Source organism: Novosphingobium sp. BL-A-41-Hi4A-0G (genome assembly GCF_055521735.1).
Genome location: NZ_CM145501.1, coordinates 1,932,590 through 1,958,721, shown reverse-complemented (window position 1 = coordinate 1,958,721; position 26,132 = coordinate 1,932,590). Strand labels below are relative to the sequence as shown.

Below are 26,132 nucleotides of genomic sequence, written 5' to 3'. Positions count from 1 at the left end.
TTCCTCTCCATATGCCGCGCCGGGAGTCGGTCGGACGCTTGCGTCCGCCAACCTGGTCAGGTCCGGAAGGAAGCAGCCACAACGGGTTGCGGCGGGTCGGCCGGCTCCTTTTTACCCCTCAACCGCTGACTTCATCCGCGAGCGCGCTTCGTTGCGCTTGCCTGTTGCGGGGATGAGCCCTGCGACCTTGCCGAGGCCGAAGGGCGGCATGTTGCCGTAGATGGTCTCATAGGCTCCGGCGGAGACCGCGTAGGTTTCGTGGAAAATGCCGACGGTGCCGTCGCTGCCCACGGCCTTGTTGAACGAAACCCACGCTGGCCAGTGCTTGTGGTCGCGGTCGCGCGCATAGGCTTCGAGGCTGTCGAAATCGCGCCAGTACTGCATCAGCACCACGGTGCGCAGGTTGCGCAGCATGAATTCCGTGCCGAGGAAGCCGCTTTGCGGATTGCGGGCGAGTTCCTCGATCATCGGGCCCATGGCGCGGGCGACCGGCAGCCATTTGCCCACCTTGCGGAAATGGTTGATGCGCATGCCGATGACGAAGATCACCAGCGAGCGGTCGAAGTCAGCAGTGAAGCGGCCGGGGATGACAGTGTCCATGGTTTGAAAGTTGCAGTTTGCAACTTATGAGTCAATCCACCGTTTCGGCCCTCCCGGGCATTCGACAATCGCGCTGCGAGCGCTTACCTAAGGCGATGATGGCCGATTCCACCGACATGTTTGGCGATCCTCCGCAAGAGGAGGAGAACAAGCCCTCTGCCGCAGAGCTTGAAGCGGCGGGGCAGGCTTCGATGTTTGGTGATCCGGCGCCTGCGGCGGAACCGGCGCCGGTGTCTTCCGCTGCGCCCGAAGTGGTGCGCGAGACTGCGCCGCCAGCGCCTGTCGCACCCGTTTCTGCGCCGCCTGTTGCACCTGCCGTCCAGCCCTATCGCGTGCTGGCGCGCAAGTATCGTTCGCAGACCTTTGCCGAACTGATCGGGCAGGACGCGATGGTCCAGACGCTGGCCAACGCCATCAAGCGTGACCGTCTGGCCCATGCGTTTTTGATGACCGGCGTGCGCGGGGTGGGCAAGACATCGACCGCGCGCCTGATCGCCAAGGCGCTCAATTGCATCGGTCCGGACGGGCAGGGCGGGCCGACGATCGATCCTTGTGGGGTGTGTGAGCCCTGCCGCGCGATTGCCGAAGGGCGGCATATCGACGTGATCGAGATGGACGCCGCGTCCAACACCGGCGTCGACGACGTGCGCGAGATCATCGAGGCGGTGCGCTATGCCGCGGTGTCGGCGCGCTACAAGATCTACATCGTCGACGAAGTTCACATGCTTTCTCGCAATGCGTTCAATGCCTTGCTCAAGACGCTTGAGGAACCGCCTGCGCATGTGAAGTTCCTCTTCGCGACGACCGAGGTGGACAAGCTGCCGGTCACGGTGCTGTCGCGTTGCCAGCGGTTTGACCTCAAGCGCATTCCGGCACCGCTGCTCGCCAGCCACTTCGCGATGATCTGCGAGAAGGAAGGCGTCGAGGCCGAAGCCGAGGCGCTTTCGATGGTGGCAGCAGCGGCCGAAGGATCGGTGCGCGATGGTCTGTCAATCCTCGACCAGGCGATCAGCCACGCCGATCTGGTCGGCAGCGAGGACGGGCGCACGCGGGTCAGTGCCGAGCAGGTGCGGCAGATGCTGGGCCTTGCCGACAAGACCATGCAGCGTCGCCTGCTGGAGGCCGTGCTTTCGGGCAAGGGCGATGTGGTGCTCTCGGAAGTGGCACAGCAGTACGCGCTGGGGATCGAGCCGATTGCGATGATGCGCGCGCAGATGGACGTGGTTCATCGCGTGACGGTGACGCAGATCGGCGGGGTCGGGCCGGACATCCGCTCGACCGAGGAGCGCGAGGCGCTGGAAGCCTGGGCCAAGGCGCTTTCGGCGGGGCAGTTGCACCGGCTATGGCAGTTGCTGCTCAAGGGCTACGAGGAAGTGAAGACCGCGCCCGATCCTCTGGTGGCGGCGCAGATGGCGCTGCTGCGGGTGATGCACGCGGCGGACATGCCCGATCCGGGCGGTCTGGTGAAGAAGCTGGAAGAGATCGCCTCACGCCCTGCGATTGCGGCGCCTGCGGCTGATGGCGGCGCGGGTGCGGCTACAGTCGCGCAGGCTGCTGCTCCGGTTGCGGCGGGAGCTGATTGGGTGGCGCTGGTCGAGCAGGTCGAGCATGTCTCGCCGCTCGTCGGAGCGACGATGCGGCTTGGCGTGCGGGTGGTTGAACTGCGGAAGGGATTGCTGCGTTATCAACTGGCTCCGGGCTTGCCGGGAGACCCGGCGGCGGATATTCGCCGCGCGCTCAACCACGTGACGGGCGAGAACTGGATTGTCGAGCGCGGGGAGGGCGATGCCCTGCCGAGCCTCGAGGAAGCCAAGGCTGCCAAGGCAGCCGAGGCCGAGGCGGCAATGCGGCAGGACCCGCTGGTCAAGGCCGCGCTGGAAGCCTTTCCGGGCGCGGTGATCGTGGATGAAGACAGCTCGCGAGAGCACGAGAAGAGACCCTGGAGCAAACGCGCATGAAGTCGATGGAAGAGATGATCCAGGCCGCCCAGAAGGCGGCGCAGACCATCCAGAAGCAGATGGAGGACGCGCAAGCGACGCTCGACAACATCGAAGTCGAGGGTGCGGCTGGCGGTGGCCTTGTGAAGATTCGCGCTTCGGCCAAGGGCCGGGTGATCGGCGTCGCCATTGATGACAGCCTGCTCGCGCCGTCGGAGAAGGGCATTCTGGAAGACCTCGTGGCAGCGGCGTTCAACGATGCGCGCGGCAAGGCCGATGCGGCTGCGGCCGAGGAAATGCAGAAAGTCCAGATGGCTGCGGGCATCCCGCCGGGCTTCAAGCTTCCGTTCTGAACGGTTGGACTGGTTCCGGCATTCGTCATGGCCGTGCGGGCTTGCGGTTCGCTGGTATGATTGCCATGTGATCATTAATCGGGCGATTGATCCAGTGATCAGCCCGGCAGGAACTATTGCTTGAGCGTTACCTTGCTTGCCAGTGCTGCCCTGCTTGCCCTTCCGGAGGCGGGGCGGGATGTGTCGCTGGCTGTTCCCGCGCAGACCGAGGCGCAACAGGCTGCGCCTGTTCCTGGCGGTGCGCCTGCGTCGCCGACTCCTGCCGATCCGTCAGTTCCTGCGCCTGCCGTTCCGGTAGCCCTGCCGCAGGCTCCCGCGCCATCGCTTGACCAGATCGAACAGGAGCAGGGCACGATTGTCGTCGCCGGCGAGCGTTCGACCAAGCAGGACCCGATGCAGGCCGTGAACCAGGCCAGCTACGATGCGGTCCAAGCGGTTGACGACGCCGTGATCGCGCCGGTCGCGCGGGTCTATGAAAAGGGCGTGCCGCGTCCGGTGCGGATGGGCTTGCGCAATTTCCTGCGCAACCTGACCGAACCGATCGTTGCGCTCAACTTCCTGCTGCAGTTGAAGCCGGGGAAGGCTGCCGAAACGGTCGGGCGTTTCGCGATCAATTCCACCGTAGGCGTGGGCGGCCTGATCGATGTGGCGAAAAACAAGCCGTTCAACCTGCCCTACAGGCGCAACGGCTTTGCCTATACCATGGGCTATTATGGCATCGGGCCGGGGCCGTACATGTTCCTGCCGCTGGTGGGGCCGACGACTTTGCGCGACGTGATCGGTCTGGGCCTCGACCGGCTCCTGCTGCCGTTCACGGTGGGCGGGCCGCTGCGCCATCCGGCCTATGTCTATGGCAGCTTCGTGATCCGCTCGCTTGACGAGCGGGTGATGAACGATGAACTGTTCAAGCGAATCCGCGAGGAATCGAACCCTTACGCCAGCTATCGCGAGCTTTACCTGAAGTCGCGGCAGGCCGAGATCGATGCGCTGAAGGGGAAGGCCGACTTCCAGAAGGAAGGTACGGTTACGCTGCCGGCACTGACGCCGACACCGCCGCCAGCGATGCCACCTGCCAGCAGCGAGCCCGTTCCGGCCACACCGCCTGCCCCGGTGTTCGTATCGGAACGGGTAGTGCAGCCGCTGCCGGTGGGGCGCTAAAGTCCGTCAGCTTTCCAGCAGCAGCGAGTAATCGCGCAGGACTTCCCAGGCCTTGCCGGGGGACATCATCAGCTGATCGTCGCTTTCAAGCCCTGCGAGGCGGCGCATCATCTGGGCGACGGTGGAAGCGTTGCCGGTGCTCATGCCATACGTCGAGATGAGCACTTCGGGGTTGTGCGAGAGGGTGTTCTCGAACAGCAGGTCGACGTTCTGGGGCTGGAAACCGAAGCCGAGGAAGACGAGGCGCTTGGCGCTGGCGACGGCGAGCCGGATGTCGCGCAGGGCGTTGCGGTCTGCGCCGCGTTCGTTGAGCGATTTCAGCTGGGCGGCGATGGCGTGGATGTTCCACGGCTGCTCGACGCCCCATTCGGCCAGCGGCGCTTCGCCCTTCTGCCATGGCAGGCGGCCAATGGCACCGTGCGGGTGCACGATGTCGAGCTTGTCGGCGATGACCTGCTGGGCTTCCTTGAGGTCGATCCCGTAAGCCATGACTAGCGCGTAGGGCAGGAAGTGCTCGACCGAGCGGTCGTAGTTGAAGTTGACGATGGTGATCTGCTCGAGCGTCTGGCCGATGCGGCTGCGCGGCACGCCCGAGGTGATCAGCTGGCCGAGCTGGTAGATCCAGTACTCGGCGATCTTGCCCTGTAGCGGGAGTTCGCCGGGGACGCGCGGCGCGTCCTTGAGGTTGCTGCGGGCTTCTGCCTGCCCCATGAAGAAGGAGATGGCGAGCTTGCCGCAGGCCATGACGAGTGGATCATGGTCGTACTGTTCGAGCACGGTATCGATCGAACGGCCTAGGCGGCAGGCATTGCGCAGACGCTCGGCGGCGGCGGCGACTTCCTCGACCTTCTTGTTGTGGCGCTCTGCCAGCTTGTAGATGTTGCGCAGGAGAAGCTGGCCGTCGCGTGTCGAGGTGTCGGATGCGGTGCGCTTGAAGTCATAGCCCTGGATGATTCGTGCCAGCAGTTCCGCGTTGGACGGAAACTGCAGCTCGGCGCTTGCACCTGCGCCGACGATCAGCGTTGTTCGTGTGCGCAGCATCCCCGGTGCAATCCTTCCAGTCCTGCAACCCCAATGCGCAACTATACCTAATATCCGGTTTACGAATGGCAGATCGGTTCGTGTACCTTGGTGCCTCGGGAAGCATGATCCACAGCCCTTGTGCGCGAAACCATTGCGGCGAAGGCACTCGGTCCCCATATCCCGGGAAAGCGTCGGGCGGCGTGCCCGGCAGGACGGAAACGAAGTGCCCATGAATCTCTATCCCCTGCTTCCCCTTCGCGACATCGTCGTGTTCCCCGGCATGGTCGTGCCGCTGTTCGTCGGGCGCGAGAAATCGGTGGCGGCGCTTGAAGCGGCCATGGCTGGCAACAAGGATATCTTCCTGCTCGCCCAGCTTGACCCTGGCTGTGACGATCCGGATCGCGACGATCTCTACGACACCGGCGTGATCGCAAGCGTGCTTCAACTTTTGAAGCTGCCCGACGGCACGGTGCGCGTGCTGGTCGAAGGGCGCGAACGGGCCGAGCTGAAGAACCTGCGCGAGGAAACGACCTCGCATGGCGCGATGCTGGTCGCGCAGGTCGAGCCGCAGGAGCCCGCCATCGTCGAGGGCACCGAAATCTCGGCGATGATGCGCTCGGTGGTCGACCAGTTTGCCGAATATGCCAAGCTTTCCAAGAAGCTGCCCCAGGATGCGGGCGGCCAGCTCGGCGATATCGAGGACGCGGGCAAGCTCGCGGATTCGGTCGCGGCCAACCTTGCGGCCAAGGTGGCCGACAAGCAGGCCGTGCTTTCCGAATCCGATCCGATGAAGCGGCTCGAAATGGTGCTCTCGTTCATGGAGGGCGAGCTTGGCGTGCTGCAGGTGGAGCGCAAGATCCGTGGCCGCGTGAAGCGCCAGATGGAGAAGACGCAGCGCGAATACTACCTCAACGAACAGCTCAAGGCGATCCAGTCAGAACTGGGCGGCGGCGATGGCGAGGAAGCCAACGAGATTGCCGAGCTTCAGGAGAAGATCGACAAGCTCAAGCTTTCCAAGGAAGCCAAGGCCAAGGCGCAGACCGAGCTGAAGAAGCTCAAGACCATGCAGCCGATGAGCGCCGAGGCGACCGTCATCCGCAACTACCTCGACGTGCTGCTGGGCCTGCCCTGGGGCAAGCGCAGCAAGCTCAAGCGCGATATTCCGGCGGCGCAGGCAGTGCTGGATGCGGATCACTACGCGCTCGACAAGGTCAAGGACCGGATCATCGAGTATCTGGCGGTGCAGGCGCGAACGAACAAGCTGAAGGGGCCGATCCTGTGCCTCGTCGGCCCTCCGGGCGTGGGCAAGACCTCGCTCGGCAAGTCGATCGCCAAGGCGACCGGACGCCAGTTCGTGCGCCAGTCGTTGGGCGGCGTCCGCGACGAGGCAGAGATTCGCGGCCACCGCCGCACCTATATCGGCTCGCTGCCGGGCAAGATCGTGACCAACCTCAAGAAGGCTGGCACGGCCAACCCGCTGTTCCTGCTCGACGAGATCGACAAGCTCGGTCAGGACTTCCGTGGCGATCCGGCATCGGCGCTGCTCGAAGTGCTTGATCCCGAACAGAACGCCAAGTTCCAGGACCACTATCTGGAGCTGGACTTCGATCTGTCGGACGTGATGTTCGTGTGCACCGCGAACAGCCTGAACCTGCCGCAGCCGCTGCTTGATCGCATGGAGATCATCCGGCTCGAGGGCTACACCGAGGACGAGAAGGTCGAGATTGCAGAGCGTCACCTGATCGCCAAGCAGGTGGAAGCCCACGGCCTCAAGAAGGGCGAGTTCACGCTTGAAACCGAGGCCTTGCGCGACCTGATCCGCTACTACACCCGCGAGGCTGGCGTACGCACGCTGGAGCGCGAAGTGGCGCGTCTGGCGCGCAAGTCGCTGCGCCAGATCCTCGAAGGCAAGACCAGGAGCGTGACGATCACGCCCGAGAACCTTGCCGACTTTGCCGGTGTCAGGAAGTTCCGCCATGGCGTCTCGGACGAGGAGAACCAGGTCGGTGCGGTGACCGGCCTTGCCTGGACCGAAGTTGGCGGCGAACTGCTGACGATCGAGAGTGTGACGGTGCCCGGGAAGGGCGCAGTCAAGACGACGGGCAAGCTGGGCGAGGTGATGAGCGAGAGCGTCCAGATGGCGTTCAGCTTCGTCAAGGCGCGCAGCCCGGCCTATGGCATCCGGCCTTCGATCTTCAACCGCAAGGATCTGCACATCCACTTGCCCGAAGGCGCAGTGCCCAAGGACGGGCCGAGCGCGGGCATCGGCATGGTCACGGCCATGGTCTCGACGCTCACCGGCATTCCGGTGCGGGCGGACGTGGCGATGACCGGTGAGGTGACGCTGCGCGGGCGTGTGCTGGCGATTGGCGGCTTGAAGGAAAAGCTGCTGGCGGCACTGCGCGGCGGCATAAAGATGGTGCTGATCCCGGAAGAGAACCGCAAGGACCTTGCCGAGATCCCAGCCAACATCAAGGAAGGGCTGGAGATTCTCCCGGTTGCTCACGTCGACGAAGTCTTGGCGCGGGCTCTGACCAGTATTCCGCAACCGATTGAATGGACCGAGGCGGATGATCTGGCCTCGCAACCTGCTACGAGTGCTCCGGGACAGCCTCAGACGCCAACAGCACACTGACAGGACATCATCAAAGCCGGGGGCGGGCGCACGATTGTTGCGCTTGCCCCCGTTGTTTTTGAAAGGCGCCCTTTCTTTCGCCGCAAATAGCCGTGTTACTCTGCTTTAACCTTTGACAGGTGATTGATTCTCGGCTCTCTTTCGCGTCACCCGAAAGGCGATTCAAATCCAATCTTTCCAAAGAATAAAGGCTTAGGGGGTTCCGCAATGAACAAGAACGATCTGATCGGCGCTGTCGCCGACGTCAGCGGCCTGTCGAAGGGCGATGCGACCAAGGCTGTTGAAGCCGTCTTCGAATCGATCTCCGGTGCGCTGGCCCAGGGCGAAGAAGTGCGCCTGGTCGGTTTTGGCACTTTCTCTGTTGCCAAGCGCAAGGCTTCCACGGGCCGTAATCCGCGGACCGGTGAACCCATGTCGATCAAGGCTTCTGCCCAGCCCAAGTTCAAGGCTGGCAAGGGCCTGAAGGACGCAGTCAACTGATCATGCGCTGATGGGGCGTAAGCCCTGACAGCTAGAAGCCGCGCTCGTCCCTGCGACAGGCGCGGCTTTTCTTATGGATTGATCCGAACGAGCGCAGTGGGCGCGTCCTTTGTGCGCGCATTGACCTTCCACTGCAGCATCTTGCCCCAAGTTCCGGCGGTCGGGCCTTCGTCGGTGTTGTTGGCGAGGATATCGCCGTCTGTGGTCAGCACCAGCGTTCCGTCGAGAACCGGCACGCCATCGCCTCCGGCCTTCTGGCTCTTCTCATCGGCGGCCATCGCGGCCATGCCCATGAAGGGCGAGTTGCCGGCCCCGGCAGCGAAAGCGGGCGCGTCGATGCGCACGCTGCCATCGGCGCGGCGGATCATGGTCACGAAAGGCATGACCATCGGCAGCTTTTCGACCGTGGGGAAGCTGAAATCGTGGGTCAGCTTGCCGGTGATGGTGTATTCCACCTCGAAGCGCCCGTCGCCCTTGTCGACGACCGACTTCCAGCCCTTCTGGCGGCGCAGGCGATCGGCAAACTCCTGCGCGGCGCGTGGGTCGGAGGGATCGATGCCGCCAAGCATAGCCTTGGCCATCTGCTCGTCGGACTTCTTCTTTTCTTCTGCAGCGCTCTTCTGCTGAGCGACCGTCTCTTCCCAATCCTTGCGCAGGGTGGCGATTTCATCGGCCGTGCAGGTGCGCTCCTCGCCGGTCTCGTCGTTGTAGCAGGTGGATGGCTCGAACGTGGCCGTGTCGATCTTGCGGTCACGCTCCTCGGCGGCGAGCTTTGACAGGGCGAGGACATGGATGTCGCCCTTGTAGGTGAAGCTGAAGGTGCCGTCCTTGCGCAAATCTATCGCTGAGGTGAACTTGCCGGGAAGGAGGAGGCAGCCTGCGAGGAGCAGTGTCGCCAGTCCGACTGCTGCCAGTGCCAAGGAACGCCGCATCTGCCCCTCCTGTGCCCGTATGATTACCCCTCGCGCGTTGCCACTGCATAGAGCGCGATGGCCGCTGCGTTGGACACGTTAAGGCTTTCGATGGCCGAAGCAATCGGAAGCCGCGCGATCGAATCGCAGTGCTGCGCGACGTTGTGGCGCAGGCCTTCGCCCTCGGCGCCCAGAACCAGGGCGACGGGTCCGGCCGGCAGGGCAGAGGGGAACACCGCCTTGCCATCGCCATCAAGGCCGATGCGCCAGTAGCCTTCCTCGCTCATTCGCTCCAGCGCGCGAGACAGGTTCACCACGCGCACCCAAGGCACGATTTCGAGCGCTCCCGATGCGGACTTGGCAAGCACGCCCGATTCGGGCGGGGCGTGGCGGTCCTGGGTAACGAGAGCAGCAACGCCGAACGCCGCGCAGGAGCGCAGAATCGCGCCGACGTTGTGCGGATCGGTGACCGAATCGAGAATCACGATGGTGCGGCCATCGGCTTCGTCGAGAATGTCGTCGAGAACCACGTCGTCGAGCGGGGCGCAATCGAGCACCAGGCCCTGGTGCGGTGCATCGCGGGCGACGAGTCGGCCAAGGTCTGCGGCCTGCGCGTATTCCACGGGCAGGGTGGCGGGCAGTTCGGCGTCGTGCGCGTCGAGCATTTCCTGAATCGCCTCGCGCGTGCCCCACAGCTTTTTCGCATCGCGATTGGGATTGGTAAGCGCGGCTTCTACCGCGTGGCGTCCCCACAGGCGGATCGAGCCCGCGCTGCCGCGGCCCGAACCGCGCCCGCCCTTGTTGCGACCGGCGCGACCGCGCAGGGCGCGGCCTTTGGGTTGATCGTCGTGACGGGGCATGAGGCACCTTTTCTGCAAGCGTGTTGATAAATTTCGTGCCGCGCATGCCAGCCTGCCCATTGACAGGCAAGTCTCCCTTCGCCAAAGGGGCCGCCTCTCGGCCGGACGGTCTCTTCGGGGACCATCAAAATCGGCTTTCCTTTCGGGGAAATCCGGCACCGGCAGCACTGGTGTGGACAGGTGGCCGAGTGGTTAAAGGCAGCAGACTGTAAATCTGCCCGCGCAAGCGTACGCTAGTTCGAATCTAGCCCTGTCCACCACCGCTGCTTCTTCCCCTGAGGGCTAGAGTGCCTGACTTAATCAGGCGATTAAGATTGTCGTTGCATGTCCTGCGGGCCTGGGTCAGGGTTCGAGCATGACAACGATACGCATCCCCGTTGCGGGCGGGTTGACCATCGTGGCTGATGAACTCGGCGACCGTGCTGCGCCCACGGTGATTCTCGGACATGGTGGGGGGCAGACCCGGCACAGCTGGGACAGGGCGGGGCACGAACTGGCGGACGCCGGTTTCCACGTGATCAACTATGATCTCCTCGGCCATGGCGATAGCGACTGGGAGCCGGAGGGCGATTATTCCTATGCCCGCCGCGCAAGCGATCTGGCGGCGGTGGCGGCGCTGGCGCAGGGGCCTTTCGCCTTTGTGGGCGCTTCGCTGGGCGGGCTGTCTTCGATGGCGGCTGCTTGCCATGGCACGGTTCCGGACGCGCTGGTGCTGGTCGATGTCGTGGTGCAGATTTCGCCGACCGGCGTCGAAAGGATCGTCGGTTTCATGTCGGCCAATCCAGACGGCTTCGGCTCGCTGGAAGAAGTCGCGGACGCGATTTCAGCCTATTACCCGGATCGCCCGCGGCCAGCGCGTCTCGATGGATTGCGCAAGAACCTGCGGGAAGGGGCGGACGGTCGCTTCTATTGGCACTGGGATCCGAAGTTTCTGGTTGGTGGGAAGCGTCACGCGGCGATCGACGAATTGCTCGAAGGTGCTGAATGGCCCGGCCGTGTTCCGACTTTGCTGGTTCGCGGGATGAAGTCCGATATCGTCACGGAGGATGGCGTGGCCGATCTGGTCGGACGCATACCCCATCTCGAAGTGGCCGATATCGGCGGTGCCGGGCACATGGTTGCAGGCGACAAGAACGACCAGTTCAACGAGGCGGTCATCGATTTCCTGATGCGGGTCATGCCGCCTGCCTCAGCGCAGATCGGCTGAATCCGGCAACGCGGCTTGTCCCCGCGACGGCCAACGCCTAGATGGGGCGAATGTCCGGTGAAATTCTCGATAACCGTGGTCGCGGTACCGCCGGGTGGTCCTGGCCATCCATCCATCCCGAAGGCCGCAAGTTCGGCCTGATTTCCGGAGCGCTGAGCCTTGGTGCTGCGCTCATGGCGTGGGAGACCATCGCCTGGCCGCTCGCGTTCCTCACGCTTGGCGTGCTCGCGTTCTTCCGCGATCCGGTGCGAGTCACCCCGCGTGACGACAAGTTCGTGGTCTCGCCCGCCGATGGCCTGATCACGCTGATCCAGAAAGTACCGCCGCCCCGCGAGCTGTGTGCTGACGACGGTTCCGGCGTTCGCGGCATGAGCGATGCGCCGGTGACGCGCGTGTCGATCTTCATGTCGGTGTTCGACGTGCACATCAACCGTTCGCCGATTGCGGGCACGATCCGCCGGGTTGTCTATATCCCCGGCAAGTTCCTCAATGCCGATCTCGACAAGGCAAGCGAAGAGAACGAGCGCCAGCATTTCCTCGTCGAGCGTGGCGATGGCGTGCAGATCGGCTTTACCCAGATCGCGGGCCTCGTGGCCCGTCGCATCGTGCCGTTCGTCAAGGGTGGCGATATTGTCGCCGTCGGCCAGCGTGTCGGCCTGATCCGCTTTGGCAGCCGCGTCGATGTCTATCTTCCTGCGGGCACCGAACCCAAGGTCCTAATGGGCCAGAAGTGCGTTGCCGGCGAAACGATCCTTGCCGAGATCGGCGAGGCCCCGATGATCGAGGGTATCGGCCAGTGAAGTGGAGCCGGTGATGGAAGAGGGCAAGGCGGCCGGACTTCGTCGGGGGCGCTTGCCCGGTGGGCTGACGCTGCGGGCGATGACGCCCAACGCGATCACCACAGCCGCGCTCTGCTCGGGCCTGACTGGCATCCGCTTTGCCGTGACGGCGGCCTCGGGCACCGATCCGGTGCAGGTCGCCGAAGACTGGCGCAAGGCCGTGGCGGCGGTGATCATTGCCGGGATGCTCGATGGCATAGACGGCCGCATCGCACGGCTGCTCAAGGCGCAGTCTCGCTTCGGTGCGGAACTCGACAGTCTGGCCGACAACGTCTCGTTCGGCGTGGCGCCTGCGCTGATCCTGTTCCTGTGGTCGCTTCAGGAAGCGCCGCGCATCGGCTGGTTTGCGGCGCTGGCAGTGGCGATTGCCTGCGCGCTGCGCCTGGCGCGGTTCAATGCCCGCATCGATGTCGAGGACCAGCCCCACAAGTCAGCCGGATTTCTGACCGGGGTTCCTGCGCCGGTCGGGGCGGGGCTGGCCTTCCTGCCGCTCTACCTGTGGATCGTAACCGACAACCCGCTGTTCCGTTCACCCTTGCTTGTCGGCCCGTGGCTGGTGCTGATCGCATTTCTGATGATATCGAACCTGGCAACGCTAGGCTGGTCGGCAATGCGGCCGCGACGCAGTGTTCGGCTTGAGCTGATCGCGCTGGTGGGTCTCGTGATTGCCGCGCTGCTGACCGAGCCTTGGCTGACTCTTTCCGGTATCTGCATCGTCTATTTGCTGCTGATACCGGTGGGCGTGGTCCGTTATGCCAAGGTCAAGCGACAGCGCGCAGCGACCGTGCGGAACGAGCCGCTTCCGCCTGCCTGAACAGACGGCGCGTGGTGCGGCGAAGCTGCGGCGAGACGGATGCGCGGTTTGCTTCGACTTCGCGGCTGGTGATCGCAACCAGAAACTCGCGATCGCGCTGAAGCGAGCGATACTCGGCAAGGAGCGCCGTGATCTGCGCTTTGCGCCCCTGCATCGTCACGAAGATCGCGGCCACAGCGAAGGTGGCGGCTGCAGCGAAGACGAGAGTGCAAACGAGAGCGAGCATTGCGCGTGTCCTTGCGTTTATCCCTTGGCTTTCCTTCCCCTGACCGTTTCCTGACGAAATCGGACAGGCCTGTGGAAAACTTGTGGATTGTTGTATCGTTCCTGTCTGTCCGAAGACCGATTCGGATATGGAGACAATGTTCTCTTTTTGTTCCGTTCCGTCAAGGCGGAACGTGCAATATTCCCGTCAAAGCAGTGTGCCCCTGCGCAAAGCCATGATTTGAAGGCGAAAATTTTACACGAGATCTGGCGAAACTGGATCAATCTGCCTTCGCACCGCTTCCCTCCGCTCGCGATTCCGTGCTGGATTTTCACGTCGGAGTGCTCTAGGGGCGGCCCGGTCGCAGGACTTTGACGGGCATGGTGCCCGCCTGAAGAGCGCGACAATCCACACGGGAAGCATATTCACCGGTGCCGACAGCGGGATCTCCGCAGCGGTTCCAGCTTCCCGGAGGTTCAACCGGAAAGGAATTACCTATGGCGGCACCTGTCGTCACGATGCATCAGCTTATCGAAGCCGGGGCCCACTTCGGCCACCAGACCCACCGCTGGAACCCGCGGATGAAGCCGTACATCTTCGGCGCCCGCAACGGCATCCACATCCTCGACCTGTCGCAGACCGTTCCGCTTTTTGCCCGCGCGCTCGAGTTCATCTCGGCAACCGTCCAGGCAGGCGGCAAGGTCCTGTTCGTCGGCACCAAGCGCCAGGCGCAGGAACCGATCGCACAGGCAGCCCGTGCTTCGGGCCAGCACTACGTGAACCACCGCTGGCTGGGCGGCATGCTCACCAACTGGAAGACCATCTCGGGCTCGATCAAGCGCTTCAAGGCTCTTGAAGAGCAGCTTGCCGGTGACACGGCTGGCCTGACCAAGAAGGAAGTCCTTCAGCTGACGCGCGAGCGCGACAAGCTCGAGCTGTCGCTCGGCGGCATCCGCGACATGGGCGGCATCCCGGACGTGATGTTCGTGATCGACGCCAACAAGGAAGAGCTGGCGATCAAGGAAGCCAACGTCCTTGGCATCCCGGTCGTCGCGATCCTCGACTCGAACGTCTCGCCCGACGGCATCGCGTTCCCGGTTCCGGCGAACGACGACGCAAGCCGCGCCATCCGCCTCTACTGCGAAGCCGTTGCTGCTGCCGCGACCAAGGGCGGTCGTGACGCTGCCATCGCTTCGGGTGCAGACCTTGGCGCCATGGCTGAACCGCTGGCTGAAGAAGCCGCGGAAGCCTGATCCGGATTTTCGAGTGACGGCCCCTCATGCAGGGCGGGCCGTCACCGAATTGTCCCGGATGCGATTTACGGGCCGCGGCAGTGCTGCGGCCTTCCTGTGTTTCAAGATAAAGGATCAACGCAATGGCTTACACCGCCGCTGACGTGAAGAACCTGCGCGAGCGCACTGGCGCCGGCATGATGGATTGCAAGAAGGCTCTCGACGAAGCCGGTGGCGACTTCGAAGCCGCCGTTGACGCGCTGCGCGCCAAGGGCCTCGCCGCTGCTGCCAAGAAGTCGAGCCGCACGGCCGCTGAAGGCCTTGTCGGCGTGACCGTTTCGGGCACCAAGGGCGTTGCCGTCGAAGTGAACTCGGAAACCGACTTCGTTGCCAAGAACGACCAGTTCCAGGACTTCGTCCGCAAGGCGACCGAAGTTGCGCTGGCGACCGGCGCTTCGGACGTCGAGACGCTCAAGGCTGCTGCCTATCCGGACGGCGGCACGGTTGCCGACAAGCTGACCAACAACGTCGCGACCATCGGTGAAAACCAGCAGCTGCGCCGCATCAAGCACGTCGAAGTCGCCAATGGCGTCGTCGTGCCCTACATGCACAACGCTGCGGCCGCCAACCTCGGCAAGATCGGCGTGCTCGTCGCGCTCGAATCGGATGCTGCGGCAGACAAGCTCGAAGCGCTCGGCAAGCAGATCGCGATGCACATCGCAGCGGCTTTCCCGCTGGCGCTGACCGCCGACGACCTCGACGCCGAACTGATCGCCCGCGAGCGCAAGATCGCGGCGGAAAAGGCTGCCGAGAGCGGCAAGCCGGCTGAAGTCCAGGCCAAGATGGTGGACGGTGCCGTCGCCAAGTATGCCAAGGAAAACGCTCTGCTTTCGCAGATCTTCGTGATGGACAACAAGTCGACCATCCAGCAGGTCGTCGATGCAGCTGGCAAGGAAGCCGGCACCAAGATCGTGCTGAAGGACTATGTCCGCTTCCAGCTCGGCGAAGGCATCGAGAAGGAAGAGACCGACTTCGCTGCCGAAGTGGCTGCTGCCGCCGGCATCAAGTAAGTCTGGCATTCAACGATCCCCGCATGGGCGGGCTGCCTCGCAAGAGCGGTCCGTCGGTGCGGGGATTGTTACGCCTGTTTCTTGTGCGCGCCCTTGGCACCGCCCTTCACCGGGCTATAAGGGCCGCCAATTCCAATCCGTGACGAGTACCACAGACCCATGAGCCTTCCTCCCCTCAAGCGCATCCTCCTGAAGCTTTCGGGCGAAGTGCTGATGGGGGAACAGCAGTTCGGGATCGACACGGATTACGTCGCCCGTCTGGCGCAGGAAGTGAAGGACGCGCGCGACAGCGGGTTGCAGCTTTGCCTGGTGATCGGCGGCGGCAATATCTTCCGCGGCATGGCGGGTGCTGCCAAGGGCATGGATCGCGCCCAGGCGGACTACATGGGCATGCTCGCCACGATCATGAATGCGCTGGCGATGCAGAACGCGCTCGAGCAGGTCGGCGTCGAGACCCGCGTGCAATCGGCCATACAGATGGACGAAGTGTGCGAGCCGGTCATCCGCCGTCGTGCCGAGCGGCACCTTGAGAAGGGCCGCGTGGTCATTTTCGCCGCCGGTGTCGGCAGCCCCTATTTCACGACGGATTCGGGCGCTGCGTTGCGCGCTGCCGAGATGAAGTGCGATGCGTTGTTCAAGGGCACCAGCGTCGATGGCGTCTATGATGCCGATCCCAAGAAGGATGCCTCGGCAAAGCGTTATGATACCGTCGATTACGACACGGTTCTTGCAGACAACCTGAAGGTCATGGACGCGAGCGCGGTTGCGCTGTGCCGTGACAACTCCATACCGATCGTCGTCTTCTCCATCCGCGAGCGGGGCAATCTTGCCCGCGTTCTGGCGGGCGGGGGAACGCAGACCATTGTGAAGAAGGAAGCCTGACATGGCCAAGTACGACAAGGCCGATCTGGAACGCCGCATGAAGGGCGCGGTCGAATCGCTCAAGGGCGATCTTTCCGGCCTGCGCACCGGCCGTGCCAACACCTCGCTGCTCGATCCCATCACGGTCGAAGTCTATGGCAGCCATATGCCGCTGTCGCAGGTCGCCAGCGTTTCGGCGCCCGAGCCGCGGATGCTTTCGGTGCAGGTGTGGGACAAGTCGAACGTGACGCCGGTCGAAAAGGCGATCCGTTCGGCGGGCCTCGGCCTCAACCCGATCAGCGACGGACAGACCCTGCGCCTGCCGATTCCGGACCTGACCGAAGAGCGTCGCAAGGAACTCGCCAAGCTGGCCAGCAAGTACGCCGAGAACGCCCGCATTGCGATCCGCAACGTGCGCCGCGATGGCATGGACGCGCTCAAGGCTGACGAGAACAAGAAAGAAATCTCGGAAGACGAACGCAAGCGCGCCGAGACCGACTTGCAGAAGCTGACCGACGATCTGATCAAGCAGGCCGATGAAGCCGCCGCTGCCAAGGAAAAGGAAATCCTCGGCAAGTGACGGCGCTCCCCGCCTCGACGGGTGGCCCGGCGTCCTGTGGCGCAAGGCACGTTGCCATCATCATGGATGGCAACGGACGGTGGGCGAAGAAGCGCATGATGCCGCGCGCCTTCGGGCACAAGCGGGGCGTCGACACGGTGCGCGAGATTGCCCGCGCCGCGCGCGACATGGGGCTCGAGGCGCTGACGCTCTATGCGTTCTCGTCAGAGAACTGGAAGCGTCCGGCTGACGAGATCGCGGACCTGATGGGCCTGCTTCGTGCCTTCATTCGCAACGATCTGGCCGAACTCGTCAGCAACAACACGCGTCTGAAGATCATCGGCGATTATCAGGTGCTTGCGCCCGATATCGTGGAACTGATCGAGGATGCGATGGCGCGTACGGCGGGCAATACCGGCACCACGTTGGCCATCGCCCTGAACTACGGATCGCAGCAGGAGATCGCCCGGGCGGCCGCCAAGGCTGCAGCCAAGGGCGAGATCACGCCCGAAGCCATCGAGGCCGAACTCGATACCGCCTGCCTCCCGCCGCTGGATCTTCTGATCCGGACCTCGGGCGAGATCCGTCTTTCGAACTTCCTGCTGTGGCAGGCGGCCTACGCCGAGATGTGGTTCACCGATGTGCTCTGGCCGGACTTCACCGCAGCGCACCTGCGCGAGGCGCTGGAGCAGTTCGCATCGCGCGAGAGGCGCTTCGGTGGACGCTGAAGCCAGCCCGATGACGCCAGCGGAGGCGCCGAAAAAGTCCGACCTGCCGGTGCGCCTCGCTTCGGCCGTGGTCATGCTGGCGATTGCGGGCGGGGCGTTGTGGATGGGCGGGCTGTGGCTCGACCTGTTCGTGGCGGCGGTCGCGTTCGGGGTTTTCGTCGAGTACGTTCGCCTGGCCGCTAAGATCGCTGACAGCCCGGCGCGGCTTTCGTCGATGGTCATCTTCGGCGCGATTTACGTTGGCTGGGCCGGGCTGGCTTTGGCGGTGATGCCCGAGCCGCTGATGCTGGCTGTGCTGGGGTTGGTCATCTGCACTGATACCGGTGCCTACTTCACCGGGAGCACCTTGGGCGGGCCCAAGATTGCACCCAGGATCAGTCCATCGAAAACATGGTCGGGCCTCGCCGGTGGCATGGCGGCTGCGGGTATCTGGGCAGGGCTGGTCGTGCTTTCGGCAAGTTATCTCGTGTCTGCAATCGGGCCGACGGGGCCGAGTGTCGCGGCGGCGCTGGAGGTGGCGAACCTCGGTGGGGCAGCGTTGGCTGGGGCCGTGCTGGCAGTGTTCGCGCAGGCCGGAGACTTCTATGAATCGTGGCTCAAGCGGCGGGCAGAGGTGAAGGATTCCTCGCGGTTGATCCCGGGGCACGGCGGCCTGTTCGACCGCGTTGACGGACTCCTTCCGGTGGCAATCATCGTCGGCACGGCCTGGGCCGCTTCGCAGGCAGGGGGCTGAGGCGATGGCGCGTTCGATCTCGGTTCTTGGCGCTACCGGTTCCATCGGCGCCTCCACGCTCGACCTGATCCGCCGCAACCGTGAGGAGTGGCAGGTGGTCGCGCTGACCGCCAATGGCGATGCGGCAGGGCTTGCCAAGCTGGCGCGCGAGTTCGGTGCAGAAGTTGCCGTGGTGGCTGATGAAGCTGCATTGCCTGCGCTGCGCGAGGCGCTTTCCGGGACCAACATCCATGCCGCAGCAGGAGCGCCTGCTCTTGTTGAGGCGGCTGCGCGGGGGGCTGACATCACCGTTGCAGCCATCGTCGGCTGCGCGGGCCTGGCGCCTACGATGGCTGCGATAGAGCAGGGCGGGGTAATCGCCCTTGCCAACAAGGAAGCGCTGGTTTCGGCAGGCGACGTCATGACCGCTGCCGTGGCGAAGCATGGGGCGACACTGTTGCCGGTCGATTCCGAGCATAACGCGATCTTCCAGTGCCTTGCCGGCAACGATATGGCTCATGTCCACGCGATCACGCTGACCGCAAGCGGCGGCCCGTTCCGCGATTGGACGCTGGACCAGCTGGAGCGGGCGACGCCTGCCGAGGCGGTCAAGCATCCCAACTGGTCGATGGGCGCCAAGATCAGCGTCGATTCGGCGACTATGATGAACAAGGGGCTCGAGTTTATCGAGGCCTACCACCTGTTCCCGGTGGGCGTGGAGCGCCTGCGGATCATCGTGCACCCGCAGTCGGTCGTCCATTCTATGGTCGAATACCGCGATGGTTCGACGCTGGCACAACTTGGGCCCTCGGACATGCGCGTGCCGATTGCCTCGGCGCTGGCATGGCCGGCCCGGATGCACACGCCCTGCGCGCCGCTCGATCTTGCCGCCATCGGACAACTGACGTTCCGCGCGCCCGACGAAACGCGCTTTCCAGCCACGCGCGTGGCACGCAACGTCGTGATCGAAGGCGGCGCGGCACCGGCAACGATGAACGCCGCCAACGAGATCGCGGTTGCAGCGTTCCTTGGTGGTCAGATTGGGTTCACCCGGATCGTGCAATCGGTCGAGGCCGTGCTCGCGCGCGGATTGCCGCCTGCGCCTGGCTGCCTCGACGATGTCGTCGCTATCGACGCGGAGGCCCGGGTGAGGGCACGAGAACTGATGGAAACCGCACTCTGATGCCACCGATCGAAAGCCCCGGAATTCTGACAACGCTGCTGGCCTTCGTGCTGGTGCTGGGGCCTTTGGTGTTCATCCACGAGCTGGGACATTATCTGGTTGGCCGCTGGTTCGGCGTGAAGGCTGACGTCTTTTCCATCGGCTTCGGCAAGGAACTGGCAGGCTGGACGGACAAGCGCGGCACCCGCTGGAAGCTCTCGGCGCTGCCGCTTGGCGGCTACGTCCAGTTCGCGGGCGACATGAACCCGGCAAGCCAGCCAAGTCCCGAATGGCTTTTACTTCCGGCCGAAGAGCGCAACCGCACGTTTCAGGCCAAGCCCCTGTGGCAACGTTCGCTGATCGTGCTGGCCGGGCCTGTCACCAATCTCCTGTTCGCAGTGTTGATTCTGGGCGGTTTCACGCTCGCCTATGGCAAGATCGTGGTGCCGCCGGTCGTCGGCGAGGTTCAGGCTGGATCGGCTGCCGAGCGGTCCGGGATAAAAATCGGTGACCGCATCGTTGCGATCCGTGGCCACGAAATGGATTCGTTCCTAGATGTCCGCCTCGAAGTCGGGCAGAATCCGGGCGAGCCGCTCGACATCGTCGTCCTGCGTGGCGATCAAAGGCTCAATCTCGCCACGAGCGCTGCGGTGAAGATCGAGAGTGACCGGTTCGGCAACACGCAGAAGATCGGTTTCCTCGGCATCGGGCCGAAAAGCTACGAAATCGTCAGGGTCGGGCCGATAGACGCTGCGGTCGATGGTGTCCGTCAGACCGGCAGCATCATATCGATGATGGTCAACGGCATCGGCCAGATCATCTCGGGCAAGCGCGAGGTCAAGGAGCTTGGCGGGCCGATCAAGATTGCCAAGTATTCCGGCGAGCAGCTGGTTTCCGGGTGGCAGCCTTTCGTCACGTTCGTGGCGCTGATCTCGATTAACTTGGGGTTCATTAACCTCCTGCCAATCCCGGTCCTCGACGGGGGCCACCTCGCTTTCTACGCGGCCGAGGCGATCCGCAGGAAGCCGGTGGGCCAGCGTGGGCAGGAGTGGGCTTTCCGCACCGGTCTTGCGTTCGTCATGGCGCTGATGGTGTTCGTCACGATCAACGATGTGGCGTCGCTCAAGCTGTTCGGAGGGTGAGGCGAGTTTGATTGCGTCCGGTGCGGGGGCGCGTGGTATTCGGCGGTCAGGGGTGACGGGCGGATTTCCACAGAATGTCTTTCCACAGAAATGCGGGGCAATGTTTGCTTGATTGGCCTTGTGGCATCGGGCAGAGGGCTACATTGCTTGCCGCGGCCGGACCCTCCTCGCAGGCGTCCAGCTGCCACTTTATTACGGGATGGCGCTTGGTGATGATTGGACGTAACGCGGGCCGGGCAGGAAATCGGAGCGCCAAGGCCTCCCCGCTGTGCGCTGGCCTGCTGGCTACCAGTGCATTGGTCACGGTCCCGCAGGCCGTTTCTGCACAGACTGTGGCTCCTGTCGCCGCTCCCGCCGCCCCGGCACTTCCGGCTGCCGTGCCCGCACCTGCAGGAGACGTGATCCGCACGGTAACCGTGCAGGGTTCGCAGCGGCTCGAGCCCGATACCATCCTGTCCTACATCCGCCTTCGTCCCGGCCAGACCTATACGCAGGCCTCCGGTGACCAGGCGCTTAAGGACCTCTACGCGACGGAACTCTTTGCCGACGTCTCGATCCGCAACAACGGCGGCGACGTGATCGTGCAGGTCAAGGAAAACCCGGTCATCAACCGCATCATCCTTGAAGGCAACAAGCGCCTCAAGGAAGACAAGATCCTGCCCGAGATCAAGCTCGCGGCACGCCAGATCTTCACGCGGTCGAAAGTCCGCGCCGACGTTGCCCGCATCATCGAGCTGTACAAGCGTCAGGGCCGCTTCGCCGCGACGGTCGAGCCGAAGATGGTCATGCTCGACCAGAACCGCGTCGACATCGTGTTCGAGATCAGCGAGGGACCCAAGTCAAAGGTCCGTCAGATCAACATCATCGGCAACGAGAAGTTTTCCGATGGCAAGCTGCGTGGCGAGATGGTCACCAAGCAGGCGCGCTTCTTCCGCCTGTTTTCCAGTGGCACGAGCTATGACCCTGACCGCCTCGCGTTCGACCAGCAGAAGCTGCGCCAGTTCTACCTGACCGAAGGCTATGCCGATTTCCGCGTGGTTTCGGCCGTGGCCGAGCTTACGCCGGACAAGCGTGACTTCATCATCACCTACGTGGTGGAAGAAGGCGACCGCTACAAGTTCGGCGACGTCAAGGTCGACAGCCAGTTGCGTGACTTTGACAGCGACGCGATGTCCAAGCGTCTCCCGATCAAGGCCGGTGACTGGTACAACGCCAAGGCGGTCGAAGATCAGGTCGATGCTTTGACGGAGACGGCCGGTGCCTTCGGTTACGCTTTCGCGGACGTTCGCCCGGACTTCGCGCGCAACAAAGATGACCTGACGATGTCGGTCACCTTCCGCATTGCCGAAGCGCCGCGCGTCTACGTCGAGCGCGTGGACGTCAACGGCAATACGCTGACGCAGGACAAGGTCGTCCGTCGCGAGTTCCGTATTGCCGAGGGTGACGCATTCAACACCTTCCAGGTCAAGCGTTCGACCAACCGCATCAAGTCGCTCGGCTACTTCCAGGAGAAGTTCGAGGTCGAGCAGAAGCCGGGCAGCGCGCCCGACCGCATCGTGCTTGAAGCCAACGTGGAAGAGCGCCCCACCGGCGAGTTGCAGCTCTCGGCCGGCTTCTCGAGCCTTGAAAGCTTCATCTTCCAGGGCTCGATCCGCCAGAACAACTTCCGCGGGCGTGGCCAGACCATCGGCCTGTCGGTCGACTATTCTCGCTTTACCCGCTCGGTGCAGGTGAGCTTCACCGAACCCTATCTGTTCGACAAGAACGTGTCGCTCGGCGTCGACATCTACCGGCGCGACCTCAACAGCTTCAACCAATTCAACTCGAACCGCAACACCACCTACAAGCAGGCGACGACCGGCTTCTCGGCGCGCGTAGGCGTGCCGCTGTCCGAATACATGTCGCTGATCGGGCGCTACACCTTCAACCTCGACGACGTTACGCTCGACAAGAGCACGTTCTACGTCAACAATCAGTGCAGCATCCTGTTGGCGGGGCGCTACCTTTGCGACGCCATCGGCAAGCGCACCAGTTCGATCCTCGGTGCATCTCTGGTCTATGACACGCTCGACAACCGTCTGCGTCCGAGCCGGGGCACCCAGTTCGTGGTTGGTGCCGACTTTGCAGGTCTTGGCGGTTCGGTCCGCTATGCGCGCATCACTGCCAATGCGGCCAAGTTCTGGCCTGTGGGTGGCGGGTTCATCTTCTCGGTCCGCGCTGAAGGCGGTGCGATCAAGGCACTGTCGAGCCGTTCGAACGATCCGACGATCGATGACGTCCGCCTGACCGACCGTTTCTTCCTTGGCGAGCCGCAGATTCGTGGCTTCGACATCCGTGGTGTCGGTCCGCGCGTGCTGCGCAAGTTCCTGACCATCGACACCAACAATGACAACATCCCCGACACGGCTTCGACCGACCGCAACCAGTGGGTCGATGACGCGCTGGGCGGCAAGTACTATTACCTGACCCGCGCCGAACTCGAGATCCCGCTGGGCTCGGGAGCGCGCGAACTGGGGCTGCGTCCATCGATTTACGTCGATGCCGGTGCTGTATGGGGCATCGCGAACCCACTCACGCAGAACCCGAACAATGTCGTCTATTATACCGACAAGCTCACCGGCAGGATAACCGACAGCCCGACCGCGTCGGACGGCACGGCGAATACCGCTACCCGCTATATCGAAGAGTATGTCGGCGACACGCTTTCGCCGCGCGTATCGGTCGGTATCGGCGTCAACTGGAACTCGCCGTTCGGCCCGTTCCGCCTCGACTTTGCCAAGGTCCTCAAGAAGGCCAATGGCGACGACCCCAAGACCTTCACATTCAACGTGGGAACCCAGTTCTGATGAAAATCCGTTTCGCTTCCGCGCTTCTCGCAGGCATCGCGCTTGCCGCTACCGCTCCCGCATTCGCCGCCAAGGATGACAAGGCTCCTGCCGCTGCGGCTGGCCCCGCTGTCGCTGCCGGTGTAGCCATCGCAAACCCGCCTGCCGTCGTGGCTGCGTCGAACGCCTATCAGGTTTCGCAGCAGCAGCGCCCGGTGACCTACAAGCCGCAGATCGATCAGGCCAATGCGCGCAAGGCCCAGATCGAAGCACAGCTCAAGCCGCTGATCGACAAGCTGCAGGCTGATTCGAAGGCAGCCAACCCGAACCGTGCCGCGCTTCAGGCACAGTACGAGCAGATCCAGCAGATCGAGCAGGCTGGCCAGGCCGAGATCCAGAAGATCCTCGAACCGCTGAACCTTTCGCAGCAGTACGTTCTGGAGCAGATCGGCGACAAGCTCGATGCCGCGACCCAGGCCGCGATGGACAAGAAGAAGATCACGCTGGTGCTCGACTCACAGTCGATCATCAAGGCTGGTCAGGTCTACAACCTCAATCAGGATATCCTGAACGAGCTGAACGTGCTGATCCCGTCGGCCCAGCTGGTTCCGCCCGCAGGCTGGATGCCGCGCGCGCAGCGTGAGCAGCAGGCCCAGGCTCAGGCTGCCCAGCAGCAGGCAGCACCTGCGGCCGGTGCGCAGCCCGCCAAGAAGGCACCCGAAGGCCGCTGAGGCCTTCTACGTCGGGGGCCGGGTAGAATGTCCGAGGAACAGAGCGCGCCGCAGGGCGTGATGACCGACTATGACGTGCGCAAGGTGATGGCGGCGCTTCCGCACCGCTATCCCCTGTTGCTGGTCGATCGTGTGGCTTCGATCACGTTGAACGAGCGGATCCACGCGGTGAAGGCCGTGTCGATGAACGAGCAGTTCTTCCAGGGGCATTTTCCCGGCCGTCCGATCATGCCCGGCGTGTTGCAGATCGAGGCCTTGGCGCAGGCGGCGGGTGTGCTCGCGGTTGAATCGCTTGGCCTCGCAGGGTCTGGCAAGCTCGTCTATTTCATGGCGATCGAGGAAGCCAAGTTCCGCAATCCCGTGGAGCCCGGCGTCCTGCTCGACCTGCATGTCGAGTTTACCCAGAAGCGTTCGCGCGTCTGCAAGTTTGCCGGCAAGGCGATGATCGGTGACAAGGTGACCTGCGAGGTCAGCTTCACCGCGATGATCGCTGACAGTTGAGACCGCTGACGCTGGACATCCTCCCGGCTTTCCGCTAGGCGCGCGCCCTTACAGATTCTAGTGGCCGGTCGGAACCGGCTGCGCACCGGAGTACCCGACATGAAGACTGGCATTCACCCCGACTACCACATGATCAAGGTGCAGATGACTGACGGCACCGTTTTCGAGACCCGCTCCACCTGGGGTAAGGAAGGCGACACGCTCGCGCTCGAAATCGACCCGACTTCGCACCCGGCATGGACCGGCGGTACGCGCCAGCTCGATCAGGGCGGCCGCGTTGCCCAGTTCAACAAGCGCTTCGGTGGTCTTTCGCTCAAGCGCTGAGCGCTGCAGCAAGACTATCAACGGGAAGGGCGGCTTTGGCCGCCCTTTTCTTTTGGTCCATTTTTGTTTGGAATTGCTATTCCCGATAGCTAAACACTTCGACATGACCCTGACGAATGCTCTCGAAGGCCGTCTTGGCTACCAGTTGCGCCGGGCTTCGGCGGTGATGATGGCCGATCTCTCGCGCGAACTGGCCGATCTGGACCTGCGCCCGGCTGAAGTCACCACATTGCTGGTGATTTTCGAGAATCCCGATTGTTCCCAGACCGAAGTCGGACAGGCTCTGGCGATCAAGCGCGCGAACATGGTGCCGATAATCTCGCGCCTGATGGAGCGGGGACTGGTCGATCGTCGGCGGCTTGACGGGCGCAGTCATGCCCTGACGCTGACGCCGGAAGGTGAGAAGGTGGCGGGCGAAGCGATGAACCGCATTGATGCGCACGAGGCGCGGTTCACCGACCTTCTGGGGGCGCAGGACGTCGAAACGCTGTTCCGTTGCCTGCCGACGATCCGCGCCGTTCGGGACACGGAAGCGGAACTCTGACGCGAGGGATCACTGCCAGGGCAGTTCGCGATACCACTTCGTCACGACGTATTTCAGGCCCTTGCGCACTTTCATCGCGTGGTGGAGCGTAGCCGGGTTGACGCTGCCATCGGGGCGCCGGTTGTTCCAGCAGACCAGCTTGCCGCGCTCGGGCTGTATCAGCTTGTCGATCACCTTGAACCGCGTGGCGCCGCCTGCCTCGACATCGTTGAGGTAGATCATGAAGGTCCACGTGCGCTGGCCCGCCACGCTGCAGAAGCGATGGAAGTCGGCTCCGTGGGGATCGAAGTAGTCGGTGTGCGCCTTGAATTCCTGACCTTCCTCGTAGCGCTGCCCCTGAATCGGTTCGCCGAAGACCGGTTCGATGCCGGACAATGCCGAGAGCTTGGCGTCGAGCGCAGCAACATCCGGCTCCATCATCGGCAGGTCGCAGGTCTCGCTCGTGCGGAAGTAGTGATCGCCGTTGGCATCGGCGATCGTGGAGGGGCGTCGGTCACGCTCGATCCGGGCGACCAGTCCGGCGCATTCCTCCGCGGACAGGAACTCACGCAGGATGAACATTTCCACGCGCGGCGACGGCACCTTGAGGATGCCGGTGACGCCGGGCAGGCGCTTGGCCGGAGATTCGGGTGCGGCAGCAGTCATGGTGTCGTCCTAACGCGAGCCCGGCACTGCCTGCAACTTGAACGCGCTGGCGTCTTGGTCGTAAAACCGTCACG

Annotated in this window: 27 protein-coding genes, 1 tRNA gene and 1 other RNA gene; 23 read left to right on the top strand and 6 right to left on the bottom strand. The window is 63.5% G+C overall.

Going from position 1 to position 26,132, the window contains the following annotated elements; translation table 11 throughout:
* Positions 1–19: 19 nt before the first annotated feature.
* Positions 20–114: signal recognition particle sRNA small type (gene ffs, locus ACZ1JX_RS09450), an RNA gene on the top strand.
* Here ffs and ACZ1JX_RS09445 read toward each other — a convergent pair.
* Positions 112–600, bottom strand: coding sequence for a DUF4188 domain-containing protein (locus tag ACZ1JX_RS09445; protein ID WP_465123308.1), 489 nt, complete (start codon positions 598–600; stop codon positions 112–114). The genes ffs and ACZ1JX_RS09445 overlap by 3 nt on opposite strands.
* Before the next feature lie 98 nt (positions 601–698).
* Here ACZ1JX_RS09445 and ACZ1JX_RS09440 point away from each other — a divergent pair, with 98 nt between their 5' ends.
* The 3 genes from ACZ1JX_RS09440 (at position 699) to ACZ1JX_RS09430 (ending at position 4,048) form a co-directional block, all read left to right on the top strand.
* Positions 699–2,558 (top strand): DNA polymerase III subunit gamma/tau, encoded by a 1,860-nt coding sequence (locus ACZ1JX_RS09440; protein ID WP_465126388.1) that lies wholly within the window; start codon positions 699–701, stop codon positions 2,556–2,558.
* Positions 2,555–2,890 carry a YbaB/EbfC family nucleoid-associated protein gene (locus ACZ1JX_RS09435; RefSeq protein WP_465123307.1) on the top strand — a complete coding sequence of 112 codons (336 nt, stop codon included), beginning with the start codon at positions 2,555–2,557 and terminating at the stop codon, positions 2,888–2,890. The genes ACZ1JX_RS09440 and ACZ1JX_RS09435 overlap by 4 nt, the downstream gene beginning before the upstream one ends.
* Before the next feature lie 120 nt (positions 2,891–3,010).
* Entirely contained in the window at positions 3,011–4,048 is a 1,038-nt protein-coding gene (locus tag ACZ1JX_RS09430; protein WP_465123306.1) for an MlaA family lipoprotein, read from the top strand.
* A 6-nt stretch (positions 4,049–4,054) separates the two neighbouring features.
* Here ACZ1JX_RS09430 and ACZ1JX_RS09425 read toward each other — a convergent pair whose 3' ends face one another.
* On the bottom strand, positions 4,055–5,089 hold the full coding sequence (locus ACZ1JX_RS09425; RefSeq protein ID WP_465123304.1) for a hypothetical protein: 1,035 nt from the start codon (positions 5,087–5,089) through the stop codon (positions 4,055–4,057).
* A gap of 211 nt (positions 5,090–5,300) precedes the next feature.
* Here ACZ1JX_RS09425 and lon point away from each other — a divergent pair, with 211 nt between their 5' ends.
* A complete protein-coding gene (lon, locus tag ACZ1JX_RS09420) occupies positions 5,301–7,706 on the top strand; it encodes an endopeptidase La (protein ID WP_465123303.1) in 2,406 nt (801 codons plus the stop codon).
* A 207-nt stretch (positions 7,707–7,913) separates the two neighbouring features.
* Entirely contained in the window at positions 7,914–8,186 is a 273-nt protein-coding gene (locus tag ACZ1JX_RS09415) for an HU family DNA-binding protein (protein ID WP_144906496.1), read from the top strand.
* Between the two features lie 71 nt (positions 8,187–8,257).
* Here the strand turns inward: ACZ1JX_RS09415 and ACZ1JX_RS09410 are convergent, their stop codons facing one another.
* Positions 8,258–9,118: a hypothetical protein gene (locus ACZ1JX_RS09410; protein ID WP_465123302.1), complete on the bottom strand. Its 861-nt coding sequence runs from the start codon at positions 9,116–9,118 to the stop codon at positions 8,258–8,260.
* A 23-nt stretch (positions 9,119–9,141) separates the two neighbouring features.
* Positions 9,142–9,957 (bottom strand): 23S rRNA (guanosine(2251)-2'-O)-methyltransferase RlmB, encoded by an 816-nt coding sequence (rlmB, locus tag ACZ1JX_RS09405; protein ID WP_465123301.1) that lies wholly within the window; start codon positions 9,955–9,957, stop codon positions 9,142–9,144.
* A gap of 174 nt (positions 9,958–10,131) precedes the next feature.
* On the opposite strand from rlmB, the gene ACZ1JX_RS09400 reads away from it, so the two are divergent.
* From ACZ1JX_RS09400 to ACZ1JX_RS09385, 4 genes are all read left to right on the top strand, one after another.
* A tRNA-Tyr gene (locus tag ACZ1JX_RS09400) sits at positions 10,132–10,217 on the top strand.
* A 95-nt stretch (positions 10,218–10,312) separates the two neighbouring features.
* Complete coding sequence (locus ACZ1JX_RS09395) at positions 10,313–11,164, top strand: alpha/beta fold hydrolase (protein WP_465123300.1); 852 nt, start codon at positions 10,313–10,315, stop codon at positions 11,162–11,164.
* Between the two features lie 50 nt (positions 11,165–11,214).
* On the top strand, positions 11,215–11,964 hold the full coding sequence (locus ACZ1JX_RS09390) for a phosphatidylserine decarboxylase (RefSeq protein WP_465123299.1): 750 nt from the start codon (positions 11,215–11,217) through the stop codon (positions 11,962–11,964).
* 13 nt (positions 11,965–11,977) lie between these two features.
* Entirely contained in the window at positions 11,978–12,817 is an 840-nt protein-coding gene (locus ACZ1JX_RS09385; protein WP_465123298.1) for a CDP-alcohol phosphatidyltransferase family protein, read from the top strand.
* Here ACZ1JX_RS09385 and ACZ1JX_RS09380 read toward each other — a convergent pair.
* Positions 12,765–13,043, bottom strand: coding sequence for a hypothetical protein (locus ACZ1JX_RS09380; RefSeq protein ID WP_465123297.1), 279 nt, complete (start codon positions 13,041–13,043; stop codon positions 12,765–12,767). The genes ACZ1JX_RS09385 and ACZ1JX_RS09380 overlap by 53 nt on opposite strands.
* 476 nt (positions 13,044–13,519) lie before the next feature.
* Between ACZ1JX_RS09380 and rpsB the strand changes: the two genes are divergently transcribed.
* The 13 genes from rpsB to ACZ1JX_RS09315 all read left to right on the top strand — a co-directional run bounded on the left by rpsB (position 13,520) and on the right by ACZ1JX_RS09315 (position 25,413).
* A complete protein-coding gene (rpsB, locus tag ACZ1JX_RS09375) occupies positions 13,520–14,275 on the top strand; it encodes a 30S ribosomal protein S2 (protein WP_465123296.1) in 756 nt (251 codons plus the stop codon).
* Between the two features lie 122 nt (positions 14,276–14,397).
* Complete coding sequence (gene tsf, locus ACZ1JX_RS09370; protein WP_465123295.1) at positions 14,398–15,324, top strand: translation elongation factor Ts; 927 nt, start codon at positions 14,398–14,400, stop codon at positions 15,322–15,324.
* Between the two features lie 159 nt (positions 15,325–15,483).
* Positions 15,484–16,206: a UMP kinase gene (gene pyrH, locus ACZ1JX_RS09365; protein ID WP_465123294.1), complete on the top strand. Its 723-nt coding sequence runs from the start codon at positions 15,484–15,486 to the stop codon at positions 16,204–16,206.
* A 1-nt stretch (position 16,207) separates the two neighbouring features.
* The gene (gene frr / locus ACZ1JX_RS09360) at positions 16,208–16,765 is read left to right on the top strand and encodes a ribosome recycling factor (RefSeq protein WP_465123293.1); all 558 of its coding nucleotides are present in this window, start codon (positions 16,208–16,210) and stop codon (positions 16,763–16,765) included.
* 62 nt (positions 16,766–16,827) lie between these two features.
* Entirely contained in the window at positions 16,828–17,472 is a 645-nt protein-coding gene (uppS, locus tag ACZ1JX_RS09355; protein ID WP_465126387.1) for a polyprenyl diphosphate synthase, read from the top strand.
* Positions 17,462–18,205 carry a phosphatidate cytidylyltransferase gene (locus ACZ1JX_RS09350; RefSeq protein ID WP_465123292.1) on the top strand — a complete coding sequence of 248 codons (744 nt, stop codon included), beginning with the start codon at positions 17,462–17,464 and terminating at the stop codon, positions 18,203–18,205. The genes uppS and ACZ1JX_RS09350 overlap by 11 nt, the downstream gene beginning before the upstream one ends.
* A gap of 4 nt (positions 18,206–18,209) precedes the next feature.
* Positions 18,210–19,367: a 1-deoxy-D-xylulose-5-phosphate reductoisomerase gene (gene dxr / locus ACZ1JX_RS09345; RefSeq protein ID WP_465123291.1), complete on the top strand. Its 1,158-nt coding sequence runs from the start codon at positions 18,210–18,212 to the stop codon at positions 19,365–19,367.
* Positions 19,367–20,488: an RIP metalloprotease RseP gene (gene rseP / locus ACZ1JX_RS09340; protein ID WP_465123290.1), complete on the top strand. Its 1,122-nt coding sequence runs from the start codon at positions 19,367–19,369 to the stop codon at positions 20,486–20,488. Before dxr ends, rseP begins: the two co-directional genes overlap by 1 nt.
* Before the next feature lie 212 nt (positions 20,489–20,700).
* Entirely contained in the window at positions 20,701–23,334 is a 2,634-nt protein-coding gene (gene bamA, locus ACZ1JX_RS09335) for an outer membrane protein assembly factor BamA (protein WP_465123289.1), read from the top strand.
* On the top strand, positions 23,334–24,044 hold the full coding sequence (locus ACZ1JX_RS09330) for an OmpH family outer membrane protein (RefSeq protein ID WP_465123288.1): 711 nt from the start codon (positions 23,334–23,336) through the stop codon (positions 24,042–24,044). Before bamA ends, ACZ1JX_RS09330 begins: the two co-directional genes overlap by 1 nt.
* Before the next feature lie 27 nt (positions 24,045–24,071).
* Positions 24,072–24,545: a 3-hydroxyacyl-ACP dehydratase FabZ gene (gene fabZ, locus ACZ1JX_RS09325; RefSeq protein WP_465123287.1), complete on the top strand. Its 474-nt coding sequence runs from the start codon at positions 24,072–24,074 to the stop codon at positions 24,543–24,545.
* A gap of 99 nt (positions 24,546–24,644) precedes the next feature.
* On the top strand, positions 24,645–24,869 hold the full coding sequence (rpmE, locus tag ACZ1JX_RS09320) for a 50S ribosomal protein L31 (protein WP_039337458.1): 225 nt from the start codon (positions 24,645–24,647) through the stop codon (positions 24,867–24,869).
* Between the two features lie 103 nt (positions 24,870–24,972).
* Positions 24,973–25,413 (top strand): MarR family winged helix-turn-helix transcriptional regulator, encoded by a 441-nt coding sequence (locus ACZ1JX_RS09315; protein WP_465123284.1) that lies wholly within the window; start codon positions 24,973–24,975, stop codon positions 25,411–25,413.
* A gap of 9 nt (positions 25,414–25,422) precedes the next feature.
* Here the strand turns inward: ACZ1JX_RS09315 and ACZ1JX_RS09310 are convergent, their stop codons facing one another.
* Complete coding sequence (locus tag ACZ1JX_RS09310) at positions 25,423–26,058, bottom strand: prolyl hydroxylase family protein (protein ID WP_465123282.1); 636 nt, start codon at positions 26,056–26,058, stop codon at positions 25,423–25,425.
* Between the last annotated feature and the right edge of the window lie 74 nt (positions 26,059–26,132).